Source organism: Priestia sp. SRI_019, assembly GCF_057586255.1.
Genome location: NZ_JBYCZN010000001.1, coordinates 1,364,400 through 1,376,720 on the forward strand (window position 1 = coordinate 1,364,400; position 12,321 = coordinate 1,376,720).

At 39.3% G+C, this 12,321-nt stretch carries 14 protein-coding genes; 10 read left to right on the top strand and 4 right to left on the bottom strand.

Translation table 11 applies throughout. The features are described from left to right. Positions 1-17: 17 nt before the first annotated feature. Positions 18-575 carry a MerR family transcriptional regulator gene (locus tag AC2YJL_RS07265; RefSeq protein WP_487374675.1) on the bottom strand — a complete coding sequence of 186 codons (558 nt, stop codon included), beginning with the start codon at positions 573-575 and terminating at the stop codon, positions 18-20. Positions 576-926: 351 nt separating this feature from the next. Here AC2YJL_RS07265 and AC2YJL_RS07270 point away from each other — a divergent pair, with 351 nt between their 5' ends. Next, complete coding sequence (locus AC2YJL_RS07270; protein ID WP_251568593.1) at positions 927-1,241, top strand: MGMT family protein; 315 nt, start codon at positions 927-929, stop codon at positions 1,239-1,241. Positions 1,242-1,565: 324 nt separating this feature from the next. Here AC2YJL_RS07270 and AC2YJL_RS07275 read toward each other — a convergent pair whose 3' ends face one another. Continuing rightward, positions 1,566-2,183: a LysE family translocator gene (locus AC2YJL_RS07275; RefSeq protein ID WP_251568594.1), complete on the bottom strand. Its 618-nt coding sequence runs from the start codon at positions 2,181-2,183 to the stop codon at positions 1,566-1,568. A gap of 137 nt (positions 2,184-2,320) precedes the next feature. Here AC2YJL_RS07275 and AC2YJL_RS07280 point away from each other — a divergent pair, with 137 nt between their 5' ends. The 4 genes from AC2YJL_RS07280 (at position 2,321) to AC2YJL_RS07295 (ending at position 5,999) form a co-directional block, all read left to right on the top strand. Continuing rightward, complete coding sequence (locus tag AC2YJL_RS07280; protein ID WP_195696421.1) at positions 2,321-2,866, top strand: cupin domain-containing protein; 546 nt, start codon at positions 2,321-2,323, stop codon at positions 2,864-2,866. Positions 2,867-3,036: 170 nt separating this feature from the next. Next, positions 3,037-3,969: a class A beta-lactamase gene (gene bla, locus AC2YJL_RS07285; protein WP_251568595.1), complete on the top strand. Its 933-nt coding sequence runs from the start codon at positions 3,037-3,039 to the stop codon at positions 3,967-3,969. Positions 3,970-4,252: 283 nt separating this feature from the next. Next, positions 4,253-5,650 carry an NCS1 family transporter gene (locus tag AC2YJL_RS07290; protein WP_251568596.1) on the top strand — a complete coding sequence of 466 codons (1,398 nt, stop codon included), beginning with the start codon at positions 4,253-4,255 and terminating at the stop codon, positions 5,648-5,650. A 199-nt stretch (positions 5,651-5,849) separates the two neighbouring features. Beyond that, positions 5,850-5,999: a hypothetical protein gene (locus AC2YJL_RS07295; RefSeq protein ID WP_013058052.1), complete on the top strand. Its 150-nt coding sequence runs from the start codon at positions 5,850-5,852 to the stop codon at positions 5,997-5,999. Between the two features lie 81 nt (positions 6,000-6,080). Here the strand turns inward: AC2YJL_RS07295 and bglA are convergent, their stop codons facing one another. Next, positions 6,081-7,520 carry a 6-phospho-beta-glucosidase gene (gene bglA, locus AC2YJL_RS07300; protein WP_221784008.1) on the bottom strand — a complete coding sequence of 480 codons (1,440 nt, stop codon included), beginning with the start codon at positions 7,518-7,520 and terminating at the stop codon, positions 6,081-6,083. A 284-nt stretch (positions 7,521-7,804) separates the two neighbouring features. On the opposite strand from bglA, the gene AC2YJL_RS07305 reads away from it, so the two are divergent. The 3 genes from AC2YJL_RS07305 to AC2YJL_RS07315 all read left to right on the top strand — a co-directional run bounded on the left by AC2YJL_RS07305 (position 7,805) and on the right by AC2YJL_RS07315 (position 9,373). Next, a complete protein-coding gene (locus AC2YJL_RS07305) occupies positions 7,805-8,515 on the top strand; it encodes a GntR family transcriptional regulator (RefSeq protein WP_407818797.1) in 711 nt (236 codons plus the stop codon). 170 nt (positions 8,516-8,685) lie between these two features. Further along, complete coding sequence (locus AC2YJL_RS07310) at positions 8,686-8,889, top strand: hypothetical protein (protein ID WP_407819223.1); 204 nt, start codon at positions 8,686-8,688, stop codon at positions 8,887-8,889. After that, positions 8,882-9,373 (top strand): GNAT family N-acetyltransferase, encoded by a 492-nt coding sequence (locus AC2YJL_RS07315; protein ID WP_407818798.1) that lies wholly within the window; start codon positions 8,882-8,884, stop codon positions 9,371-9,373. The genes AC2YJL_RS07310 and AC2YJL_RS07315 overlap by 8 nt, the downstream gene beginning before the upstream one ends. Positions 9,374-9,396: 23 nt before the next feature. On the opposite strand, the gene AC2YJL_RS07320 is transcribed toward AC2YJL_RS07315, so the two are convergent. Next, entirely contained in the window at positions 9,397-10,299 is a 903-nt protein-coding gene (locus AC2YJL_RS07320) for a DMT family transporter (protein ID WP_487374676.1), read from the bottom strand. A gap of 114 nt (positions 10,300-10,413) precedes the next feature. Here AC2YJL_RS07320 and AC2YJL_RS07325 point away from each other — a divergent pair, with 114 nt between their 5' ends. Then, positions 10,414-11,286 carry a LysR family transcriptional regulator gene (locus AC2YJL_RS07325; protein WP_407818800.1) on the top strand — a complete coding sequence of 291 codons (873 nt, stop codon included), beginning with the start codon at positions 10,414-10,416 and terminating at the stop codon, positions 11,284-11,286. Between the two features lie 130 nt (positions 11,287-11,416). Beyond that, positions 11,417-12,196 carry an enoyl-ACP reductase FabI gene (gene fabI / locus AC2YJL_RS07330; protein WP_014459159.1) on the top strand — a complete coding sequence of 260 codons (780 nt, stop codon included), beginning with the start codon at positions 11,417-11,419 and terminating at the stop codon, positions 12,194-12,196. The last annotated feature ends 125 nt before the right edge of the window (positions 12,197-12,321 follow it).

The following is a 12,321-nucleotide window of genomic DNA, read 5'->3' on the forward strand; positions in this document are numbered from 1 at the left end:
TAGACTTGTTTACAAACTCAGTCCTTTTTTCGTTGAAATAATCGTTTTAAAATCGATCTTTTTTTACCTACTACGCTGCTTTCTTTTGAAGCTTCTACTAATTCTGAAATGGCCTGCTGTTCACGCAGGCTTTTACGCAAAGATTGAATGAGCTGCTTATCTTTTTCCTGAAGAATTTGTTTTGTATCAGGCTCTTGTTGGGGTGAAGGCTGTACCGGCTGTTCGGGAGGTGTCGGCTGCTGGTCGTCGGCCTCGGGCTGGTCAGCTGCTTCTGCTGTGTTCTCTGTGTCCTCTTTGTCTCCGGCTTCTTCTAGAGACACGGCAGCTTGATCCTCGCTTGTAGTCAAAGAGAATTCTTTTTGCAGCGCTTCATTGATTTCTTCTGCTTGACAGCCCTCATCATAAAGCTGCTTAATTTTCAGTAAAACAGTTGCAGCCGCAGCTTCATATTGTTTTGGTCGATGATCTTCTTTTTGTATAAAGAAATATTGGAATTTATCTATATATCTTCTGATGGTTGAAGTAGGAATACTCGTTTCTTCAGATAACTCTTTTACACTAAGCCATTTTGTCATTTTCTCACCACTTTTTAAATGATTACTTATTCGTCAGCATCAATTTGAAATTGTACTAGTATCTCTACTGTTTATCTTATCATGTAACGCTTCTACGTACCTTGCTGTGTTGGTTTCTGTAACGTTTTTATAATCACAGTGTCATAAGTGAGGTATAAGCTGCCACTCGCACAAAGATTTGTTAGTTGAAGAATAGGAAATAATCAGTAAGCATTTGTTTGGAGTATGTTGAACAATGATGAGCGTACTTCTTATTATTATCTTATAATGTTGCTGAAGAAAAATCGAGTGATTACTTCACTGTTTATTTAATATGGTAATGTTGTACTAAAGAATAAAAGGAGGAGCGACTTGAGTTTTACAGAACGAGCAGTAGCACTTATTAAACAAATACCATCCGGGAAAGTAATGACATACGGACAAATCGCCCGCCTGGCTGGGAGTCCGCGAGGTGCAAGGCAAGTTGTACGAGTCCTGCATTCGATGAGTAAGAAACATAATCTCCCCTGGCACAGAGTCATTAATTCCAAGGGAGAAATTGGGTTTAAAGACGAAGAAATGTACGTTGTTCAAAAACTTTCACTCGAAGCGGAAGGAATAATCGTTTCTTCGGATGGGAAGCTTGATCTTAAAGTCTATCTCTATGAACCTGGCGTGTATAAATAATAAAAGAAATTGAGACATAACGAAATTAATTCCAGCTAAAGATGAACAAACGAGATAGAGGAACTGAACCGCTTGTGACACCGCCATTAATTTCCGTGCAAGACTTCGCTTTCCGCGGGCGGTGAGCCTCCTCGTCGCGTATGCTCCTGCGGGGTCTCACCATTTCCGCTTTTCCCGCAGGAGTCTTCGTCTTGCCCTCCAATCAATAGCTAGAAGCACCTGATTAGACCTAAGTTCACCATCACAATAAAAAAATCCAAATGAGTTTAATTCTCCATCAAGAATCAAACTCGTTTGGAACTTTCTTCAACTAACATACTTTTGTTATTTATGTTTTTCAAAAGCAAGCTTTAATCCAAATCCAATTAACACAACACCCGTTACTTTATCCATAAAGCGCTGAACGCTAGGTGTTGTGAGCCATTTTCGTAAGTAGTTAATAAAAAAGACGAATACGAAAAACCACGTGATAGCAAGGATCGTATACGTTATTCCCATCAGAAGTAATTGAAGCGTTACGTTTTGGTCACTTTGAACAAATTGAGGTAAAAAAGTTAAGAAAAACACCGCTACTTTTGGGTTAAGAACGTTTGAGACAAGGCCTTGACGAAAAGCAGATGTTTCTTTTGACTTCTCCTCTTTTTGAGGAGAAGCTGTATTGCTTTTTTTAGAAAGAAAAGCAGAGATTCCTAAGTACATTAAGTAAATGGCTCCTGCGTATTTTACGATTTCAAATGCCAGAGCTGACTGAAGAAGAAGAGCCGATAAGCCAAACGTGGCGGCGAGGGTATGAACTAAAGAGCCGCTCGCTAAGCCTAACGCCATTTTATAGCCGCCCGTTTGTCCATCTGCCATCGTTCGTTTGGTAATAAGAGCAGTATCGATACCAGGACTCATAATAACGAATAATGTGAGAATCAAAAAGGTGAAGATGTCGTTCATTTTTTTCTTCCTCCTTACTGTGATAGTATTAAACTGTATTTTATTTATTAAATCTAATTTAACATAAGTAACGCTATTTATTAAGTTTAATTTAATAAAATTAAATGTAATTAAACATTTTTTACGGAGGAATCCTCATGGAAAACATAGATATTGGAAAAAAAGTAGAGAAATTTCGAAAAGAAAAGGGGCTAACCAGTCGAGAATTAGCCAAATTAGCGGAGATTACACCGTCTATGTTAAGTCAAATTGAGCGAGGATTAGCTAATCCGTCCATTTCAACGCTTAAAATTTTAGCTAAATGCCTCGATGTGCCTACTTTCAGCTTTTTACTTGAAGAAATAAACACCTCTCATTTAGTCGTAAGGTCGAACGAGCGTAAAGCGATGAAAGTAAAAGAGTTAACGTATTCGCTAGTATCACCAGACTTTACAGGAAATCTAGCTACGGCGATTATGGAAATACCGCCGATGAAGTCTTCATCAGAATCTCCTTTAGCGCATAAAGGGGAGGAAGTGGCATATGTCTTAGAAGGGAAAATTAAAGTGTTTTTAGAAGAGGAAGTATACGTATTAGAAAAAGGAGATAGCGTCAAAATCCCTTCGCATCTGAAGCACAAATGGCACAATCCGTTTGAAGAGAAAGCCGTGATTTTATTTTCCGTTACGCCGCCTGTTTTTTAAAATACTTCCGGTTTTCATACTGCTCATCTTCAGTGTGAGACACTTTTATTATACAAATGTGATAAAGGTATCATGTTTGTAAGGATAAACAATTGATAAAATAGAATTGTTGGTAATCTCTACCTAAGAGAATACATACTAAATACTTTTTTGAAAGGTGTTGAAGGGTAATGAAGACATGGAAAGAGATGTTTCGTACTTCAAAGCTTAAAAAAATGATGCCTGTACTCGCTCTGTCGTGCGCGGCGGCTGTAAGCTTTTCAAGCAGCGAGGTACATGCTGAAACGGTAAAATGTCAAAGACAAGAAACGAAGAGTGATCGAGAGTTTGCTAAGCTTGAAGACAAATATGATGCGAATCTGGGCGTTTTTGCTTTAGATACGGGTACAAATAAAACGGTAACGTATCATCCGGACGAGCGTTTTGCTTATACGTCTACTCATAAAGCTCTCGCTGTCGGTGCACTTTTACAGCAGAAGTCAATCGAAGATCTCGACGAGCGAATCTTTTATACGCGTGATGACCTTGTGAACTACAATCCAATTACAGAAAAACATGTGGATACAGGCATGACTCTTCGAGAACTCGCGGATGCATCGCTTCGCTACAGCGACAATACGGCAGGGAACTTAATTCTGCAGCAGCTGGGCGGACCGGACGGATTTAAAGAAGCTTTAGAAAACATAGGAGACGATGTGACGCTGCCTGAGCGCTTTGAGCCGGATTTAAATGAAGTGAATCCAGGAGAAACCCACGATACAAGTACAGCAAGAGCGCTCGCTGCAAGTCTTCAAACATATGTACTTGGACAGGCACTTCCTGAAGACAAACGTGCACTTCTAACGGATTGGATGAAGCGAAACACAACAGGGGATGCGTTAATACGAGCGGGCGTACCAAAAAGCTGGGAAGTAGCCGATAAGACAGGCGCAGGCTCATACGCGACGCGAAATGATATTGCTATCCTTTGGCCGCCAAAAGGAGATCCAATTGTTCTTGCGATCCTTTCCAATCGTACGGAAAAAGATGCAGAGTATAATGATAAACTAATTGCAGAAGCGGCTAAACAAGCGGTAAAGGCTTTAAGAGTGGCTCATAAATAGAAAAAGAGATAATAGAATAGTAGTATGAATGTGAAAAATAAATACTAGCTGACTCATCCAAGCGTTTATAATAAGCGCTTGGATTTTTTATTGTCATCAACTCCTATATGTTGAAAGCTGAGGTCAAAAATTAGTCAAATCGCACAAATTAATATCAGAAAATTCACATAAACAATAATGAACTTGCGTTAAAATTCGTATACACTATGTACATGTTAAGTTAACTTACATCTAATGTTAGAAGAGAGAGGGGAAACATCATAAAAAAGGAGTTGAGTGTATAGTGTCTACAAATGCAACAAGTTCCGTTATAGAAGAGGTGCATTCTTATCAAGACAGAAGTCTTGATCCGTCACTAAAGCCAAAAGCGGAAAGTGATCGAAAACTAACTCCGTTGTCCTATATGTTTATGTGGATTGGAGACGGCGTTAATTTAGGGAATATGACGCTTGGGGCTAGCTTGGTAATCGCAGGTACTGCGGTATTAAATCTTTTTCAAACGTTTGTGGCAGCGATTATTGCCATTGGTATTATTTCTACTTTTTTTGTGTTAAACGATCGAATTGGCTATAAGACGGGAATACCGTATGTGATGCAGCTTCGAATGTCTTTTGGAATAAAAGGATCCGTCATATCGTCTCTTTTACGAGGTATTCCAGCTATCATTTGGTATGGTTTTCAAAGCTGGACAGGCGGTACCGCTTTAAACGAAATCGGGAAAATTGTAAGTAAAGGGTCTTTTAACAATCTTGTTCTTTGCTTTATTATCATTCAGCTGCTGCAAATTGTGCTTTCCCTGTACAGCTTCCACGCGGTCAAATGGGTAGAGATGCTTGCTTCAATCATCATATTGCTTGGTCTTGTTTACGTATTTGGTGTTCTTTTAACTTCTCATAGTGAGGTAGTAGGGGAGAAGTGGGTACATACAAAAGGTTCATGGGGACTTCCGTTCTTTTCTTTCATTATGATGTTCATGGGGAATTATGCAGCGATTTTTCTAAGCGCAGCCGATTACTCTAGAGAACTGAAGCCAGGAATTAGCGACAAGAAGCGTGGATTCTTATACTTTACACCAATTCTAGTAGCCTACGGATTCGTTCTTACAATCGGGGCAATGCTTGCTTCTGCCACGGGCATATCCAATCCTGTCAAAGCGTTTGCAGTTGTGGTGGATAATTCATATATTACCGTCGCTGTATCAGCTTTTATTGTGATTGGCGTCATTGCCGTAAATATGGTGGCAAATATTATTCCGCCTACGTATGTGATTACGCTGCTGACAAAAGCAAACTACAAAGTGGCGGTGACCATTACCGGACTGCTTGCTTTCTGTTCATTCCCTTGGGTGCTTGTTCAAGATTCGTCAGCTGCAGGACTTGGGCTGTTCATTTTAATTTACTCTGCTTTTTTAGGTCCGATTGTTTCTATTTTACTAGTGGATTACTATATTTTACGGAAACAAAGAGTAAACGTAGAAGAATTGTATCAAGAAAAAGGACCGTTTTCCGGCTACAATCCGTGCGCCATGCTTGCGATGCTCATCGGTGCAGGTGCTGCGTTTATCGAAGTTGATTTAGGCTGGATTATAGGAGTGGTAGTCGCAGGAATCGCATATATTCTTTTGACGAAATTTGCTTTTAAACAGTCAAAGTTTAAAAAAGGAACCATTTTTGAACAATAATATTAAATAGATCAAAGCCTTTGCTTGCTGCAAAGGCTTTTGGTTTGTCTTTTGTCGCGTCAGATTAAATCTCTTTGTCTAGTTTCCTAAAAAGTGGGTAAAGTAAAGAAGAGAAAAAAGTTACCTCTATTATGAGTTGCTTTTACAGGAGCGCATCTAATGTATCGCATCAATCATAGCTTAAAGGAGAGGGCAGAGTATGTATGAATTTAGAGTGTATACTCTTCGAGATGGAAGCGAAAAGGTAATCAAAACGCTGAAGCATGAATCGTTTGCTGATGAAATTCAACGAGCGGGAATTAAGCAAACGGAAATTGCGCAAACACAGCTAGTAGATAAACCGAGATAATGTATTTGCCTTTATTTTTACACGTTTTAAAAAAGCCGGATTCCTATGTTTTTACGCAGGAGTCCGGCTTTTTCTAATTTCTTATAGTTCTTCACCATTTGTTTCAATTACATGTTTGTACCAGTTAAAGGAATCTTTTTTGTAGCGCTTCATCGATCCGTTTCCTTCGTTGTCACGGTCGACATAAATCATGCCGTATCGCTTTTTCATTTCGCCTGTTGTAAAGGAAACAATATCAATAATTCCCCACGGCGTGTAGCCCATTAAATCAACACCATCGTATGTCACAGCTTGTTCTAACGCTTCGATGTGTGATTTTAAATATTCAATTCGTGATGCGTCATGAATGGATCCGTCTTCTTCAACCGTATCAATGGCGCCAAATCCGTTTTCTACGATGAACAGCGGAATTTGATAGCGGTCGTAGAAGCGGTTTAACGTATAGCGCAAGCCCGTTGGATCAATCGACCAGCCCCAATCGCTTGATTTGATATAAGGGTTTGCTACGCCGTTTGGCAATCCGCCGTTTACGATATCGCCCGTATTGTCAGCTTCAACGTCGCTTTTAACCGTTGTTGACATGTAATAGCTGAAGCCTAAATAATCCACTTTTCCGTTTCGTAAAATTTCTTCGTCGCCTTCTTCAAAGGGAATATGATAGCCTTCTCGTTCGAATTCTTTTAACGCATAGCTCGGGTAATAGCCGCGAACTTGAACGTCAGGGAAGAAGTAGCGCTGTCTCATTGTTTCTTCTGCTAACATCACGTCTTCAGGGTTTGAAGAATACGGATAGATTGGCACGTGTGACACCATCGCTCCGATTTGGAAATTCGGATTAATTTCTTTTCCTTTTGATACGGCAAGAGCGCTTGCCAGCAGTTCGTGATGTCCCGCTTGATACATCACTTCTTTTGCGTTTTCACCCGGTTTTACAGAAACGCCGGAGTTCGTCCATAGAAAAAGAGGGTTGTTTACATCCATTTTGTTGTTGATTTCATTAAACGTCATCCAGTACGTAACTTTGTCTTTATAGCGATCGAAACAAACTTCAGCGAACTTCACAAAGCAATCTACCGTTTTTCGGCTTCTAAATCCGCCGTATTCTCGAGCTAAATGCAGGGGCATTTCAAAGTGAGACAGTGTAATAACCGGTTCAATTCCGTGCTTTAACAGTTCATCAAATACATCGTCGTAGAATTTTAGTCCTTCTTCGTTTGGCTCAGCTTCATCGCCTTTAGGGAAAATACGGCTCCAGCCAATCGATGTACGCAAACATTTTAAGCCCATTTCTGCAAACAGTGCGATATCTTCTTTGTAGCGGTGGTAAAAATCAATTGCTTCGTGATTTGGATAGAATTTATCTTCTTCTACTGTTTCAGTGATTTGTCGCGCTACACCGTGCGCACCTGCAGTCATAACGTCTACTACGCTCGGTCCTTTTCCGCCTTGGTTCCATCCACCTTCAAATTGATGAGCTGCTAATGCGCCGCCCCATAAAAAATTCTTTGGCATCTTTGTCATTGTTAGTTCCTCCTTATTTCACTACGGTAAATAATGTTTGATTCAGTCCACTATTTTTAACATCTTCAACGAGTACTTCTCGATAAGCGTTTGCATTTGTGATAATAACCGGCTTGCTCGTTAACCTCTTTGTTGAGTATACGCTTTCAGTATAATTGTATCGATATAATTTATCAATACCCTAATAAAATAATAATCAATAAATAATTTAAGTTTATGGCATGGAGTTAGATTATGGTATAATCGTGTTATTCTTGAGACAAATTCAGTAAAGAGGTATAGCTATGATTAAATACCAACAAATTGCAATTGAAATTGAAACCTATATTGAAGACCATAAGCTTCAGCAAGGAGAAAAGCTGCCTGTATTAGAAACGCTGATGGCGCAGTTTAAGGCAAGCAAAAGTACCGTAACAAAGGCCTTAGATCTGCTAGAGAAAAAAGGCGTGGTTTTTCAAGTGAGAGGAAGCGGCATTTTTGTCCGTCGCCATAAACGAACAGGCTATATTGGCTTGCTTTCCAATCAAGGATTTACGAGTGAACTTGAAGATTTTCAGTTAACCTCGGAAGTGATTGAGTTAGATGTACGAAAGCCGACGCAAGAAGCCGCGTTAAATTTAAACATAGAAGAAAATAGTGACGTCTATTATGTAAAAAGAGTACGGTATATTAACGGCCAGACGCTTTGTCTAGAGGAATCATTTTATAATAAATCCATCATTACATACTTAAATAACGAAATTGTTTCTCAGTCTATTTTTCATTACATTAAAGAAGGACTTGGCTTAAAAATAGGATTTTCTGATCTATATCTTCACGTTGACAAGCTGAACGAAGAAGAAGCTACATACTTAGGGTTAAAAGAAGGCGATCCTAAATTATTTATTGAAACACTTTTTCACTTAGCCAACGGCCAGCCGTTTGACTTTTCAAAAGTGACGTACAACTATGAACAATCTCAGTTCTTTTTACAAGCAACGAGTCATGTTTTATAAAAAAGTGTCTGTCTCTCAATTAGTCAGGAACGAGAGGCAGGCGCTTTTTTCTTTATTTCTCTAATGAAGATACGGAAAAAGACAAAGATTGTAATAAATAGGAAGTTGATATACGATAAAATGGTTACAAGATTTATGGAGATAGGGAAAGAGGTGCGAAGTTGAAAAAGATGCTGAGTTATCTTATTCCCATGCTTTTTATGTTTGGTTTGCTTTCCATGAATTTATTTCAGCCGACTAAAGGCGATTTTATCGCTGTAAGTGTGATAGCGATTCTTGCAGGTGTTGTGATTGGTTTTATAATAAACATAGGCTGTGCAGTATTAAAAACAGTCAAAAGTAAACTGATTAGAGGCGGTGGAGGCTTTGAGTGAAAGTATCATTATTCAGCCATATGCTAGCAAGTATCAACAGCAAGTAGTGGATTTAATTCTTCATATTCAGCAGCAAGAATACCAAATTCCAATAACGGAAAAAGATCAGCCCGATTTGTTTGAAGTCGAAAGCTTTTATCAACAGGGTAACGGAAACTTCTGGGTTGCTGTTTGCAACGAAAAAGTAGTAGGAAGCGTAGCTTTAATAGACATTGGCAGCCGTCAAGTAGCGCTGCGGAAAATGTTTGTAGCAAAGTCTTATAGAGGAGCAAACTTTAAAATAGCTCACCGGTTATTGCATACAGCCATCGCGTGGACAAAAGAGAGAGAAGTGGAAAGAATATATTTAGGAACCACCTTACAATATAGAGCTGCTCATCGATTTTATGAGAAAAATGGGTTTCAACATATAGAGAAAGAAAAGCTGCCTGAGAATTTCCCGGTGATGAACGTAGATAAAAAGTTTTATACATATAAGGTATAAAGTGAGCCGCTAGGTCAACGAATCTAGCGGCTTTTACTTTGGCAATGTCTCTTGATAATGAACTCTTTTTTTAGTAGCAAATTGTCTAACTGAGCAATTAAAATCCCCGCAACCACAATAACAGAACCAATCAGTTCTTTAAGCGTAAACAGTTCATGCAAAAAAAGAACGGCAAACAGCGCAGCAAAAATAGGTTCCGTTGCAAAAATAAGTCCTGTGTGAGTAGGAGTTGTGTAGCGCTGGGCAATGGCTTGACAAATGAATCCAATCGCGCTGCAAAGAACGCCAAGACCTAAAATGGCAATCCAAGATGATAAAGTAGTGGGTATGCTAGGGTGTTCAAATAAAAAGCTGCAAATTAGTGCAAATAATCCAGCAAACCCTAGCTGTAAAATGCCGAGAGCAATTGGATTTTCGTTTTTCGTAAACGTGCCGGTCAGCGTAATATGAATGGCATAACATATCGCCGTTCCAATGCAAAGTACATCACCAGCATTCATATGAAAGGAATGCTTTAAAGTTAAAACACTTATACCGGTTAGGGTAGTGATAATGCCGAGCCCAATCGGCCAAGAAGGAAGCTTCTTCACTAACACGCAGTTGAGCAACGGAACAAAAATGACTGTTAAACTGACAAGAAACCCGGCATTTGAAGCAGACGTCATGCTGACGCCAAACGTGACAAATGCAAAAACGGCAAACAGTAAAAAGCCTAAAATAGCGGATGACAAAATCGTTTTGCGCGTGATTTGCCGTAAAGGCTTATAGAAAAACAGCCCGGCAATGAAAAAAGCAATCAAACATCTAAGCGCAATAATGGTGAATGATCCGAGCGAACTCAGTCCCATTTTCATAAACACATACGACATGCCCCAAAATACGTTTACCCCAATCATCATCATATTTGCTCGTGTGCGGTAACTCACGTTCAACCCTCCATTTTTTATCATGTACCCACAGTATACAAAGGAATTTGATATTAATAAAATGAATCTTTATAATGATGAACGTGAATTAAATTCATGTTGGAGTGGGATAAAATGAGCTTAGTGAAATATGAAATCTTAAACAAAGTAGCGGAATTACAAAGCTTTACAAAAGCGGCAGACGCGATGGCGCTAACTCAGTCAGCGGTCAGTCATGCCATTACAAATCTTGAATCGGAATTTGGCTTCCCGCTTGTAAATCGAAACAGAGCGGGTATTACCTTAACAACAGAAGGCGAAACGATGCTGCTTGCCATTCGAAAAGTTCTGCAAGAAAATGAAAAAGTTCATCAAGAAGCAGCCAGCCTATTGGGTCTTGCAAAAGGAACCATTAAAATCGGTATTTTTAAAAGCGTATCGACCAAATGGCTTCCTGAAATTATTCAGCTGATGGAAAAAAACTACCCTAAGATTCAAATTCAGCTCAAGGAAGGCGACTACCTTGAAATTGAACAGTGGCTGCTGAGCGGAGAAATAGACTGCGGCTTTATCAACATTACGCATTCAAGTCAATTTCATATTATTTCTTTAAAAAAAGATCGGCTGCTGTGTGTCGTATCAAATCAAAGTGCTCTATATCATCAGAAAACTGTTTCTTTTGAAGATCTAGAGAAAGAACCGTTTATTATGCCGACATACGGCGGTTATCATGATATTAAGCAACTGTTTGAAGAACGCGGAATTCAGCCTGACATCCGTTTTGAATTAATGGATGAAAGTGCTATTTTATCGATGGTTACACATCACTTAGGAATTAGTATTTTACCTGAAATACTTTTAGATTCGATCCCGCAGGAGCTTCGTGCGATTCCGTTTCAAGTGGACAGCTACCGTTCAATTGGTCTAGCTACTCGTTATCATCTTTCACCTGCAGCCAAAAAATTTGCTGAAACAACCCAAGCATGGCTGCAGGATTCGGATAAGTAGGAGATTATTTGTAGAGCAAAATCGGTTAATTCATAAGACTCTTAGGAACTAAGCGCATCTTTGTGCTATAATAAAGCTATACAATTACCTATTAGTCATCATTGATGACTAATTTTTTTTGGAGGATAATATGGAAGATTTATTACAATTAAAGAACAAGAACATTGTGATCATGGGAGTTGCCAACGACAGAAGTATTGCTTGGGGTGTTGCAAAAGCCCTTCATCAAGTAGGAGCAAACTTAATTTTTACATACCGTAAAGAACGTTCACTAGGAAAATTGAACAAACTGCTAGAAAAAAATGAAATTCAAGCATCACTAATTGCTGAATGTGACGTGAACAGCGATGAAAGCATTGAAGCAGCGTTCAAGAAAATCGGAGAAGAAGCAGGCACAGTTCACGGAGTGATTCACTCTGTTGCGTTTGCTCACTCAGAAGATTTAAACGGTGAGTTCATCAATACATCAAGAAGCGGATATGCATTTGCTCAAGATACAAGCGCTTATTCCTTTATCGCGGTAGCAAAAGCAGCAAAACCTCTTATGACAGAAGGCGGTTCTCTTGTAGCGATGAGCTATCTTGGTGCAGAACGTGCAGTGGAAGGCTATAACGTAATGGGCGTAGCGAAAGCAGCGCTTGAGTCTTCAGTAAAATACTTAGCATTAGACTTAGGAAAAGACAATATCCGCGTAAATGCTATTTCAGCAGGTCCAATACGTACGCTTGCAGCAAAAGGTATTTCTGACTTTAACCAAATTCTTCACAAAGTTGAAGAAAAAGCACCTCTTAAGCGTAACGTAACGCAAGCAGAAGTTGGCGACATGACGGTTGTATTACTGAGCCATCTTTCACGCGGCGTAACGGGAGAAATCGTACACGTAGACGCTGGTTATAATATTGTAGGTTAATTCCAAAACACCTTCTCGAATGAGAAGGTGTTTTTTTTGTGGGAAACTTAGAAATCTATCGTTTCCTCTAGTAAAAATTATGTGTTAAAGGACAAGCATCCAAGCATTTTTCCTGCGAATGAATA

Coding starts and splice junctions, on each gene's coding strand:
- AC2YJL_RS07265 (WP_487374675.1), bottom strand. CDS start 575: ATGACAAAATGGCTTAGTGTAAAAGAGTTATCTGAAGAAACGAGTATT.
- AC2YJL_RS07275 (WP_251568594.1), bottom strand. CDS start 2,183: ATGAACGACATCTTCACCTTTTTGATTCTCACATTATTCGTTATTATG.
- AC2YJL_RS07280 (WP_195696421.1), top strand. CDS start 2,321: ATGGAAAACATAGATATTGGAAAAAAAGTAGAGAAATTTCGAAAAGAA.
- bla (WP_251568595.1), top strand. CDS start 3,037: ATGAAGACATGGAAAGAGATGTTTCGTACTTCAAAGCTTAAAAAAATG.
- AC2YJL_RS07295 (WP_013058052.1), top strand. CDS start 5,850: ATGTATGAATTTAGAGTGTATACTCTTCGAGATGGAAGCGAAAAGGTA.
- bglA (WP_221784008.1), bottom strand. CDS start 7,520: ATGACAAAGATGCCAAAGAATTTTTTATGGGGCGGCGCATTAGCAGCT.
- AC2YJL_RS07305 (WP_407818797.1), top strand. CDS start 7,805: ATGATTAAATACCAACAAATTGCAATTGAAATTGAAACCTATATTGAA.
- AC2YJL_RS07310 (WP_407819223.1), top strand. CDS start 8,686: ATGCTGAGTTATCTTATTCCCATGCTTTTTATGTTTGGTTTGCTTTCC.
- AC2YJL_RS07325 (WP_407818800.1), top strand. CDS start 10,414: ATGAGCTTAGTGAAATATGAAATCTTAAACAAAGTAGCGGAATTACAA.
- fabI (WP_014459159.1), top strand. CDS start 11,417: ATGGAAGATTTATTACAATTAAAGAACAAGAACATTGTGATCATGGGA.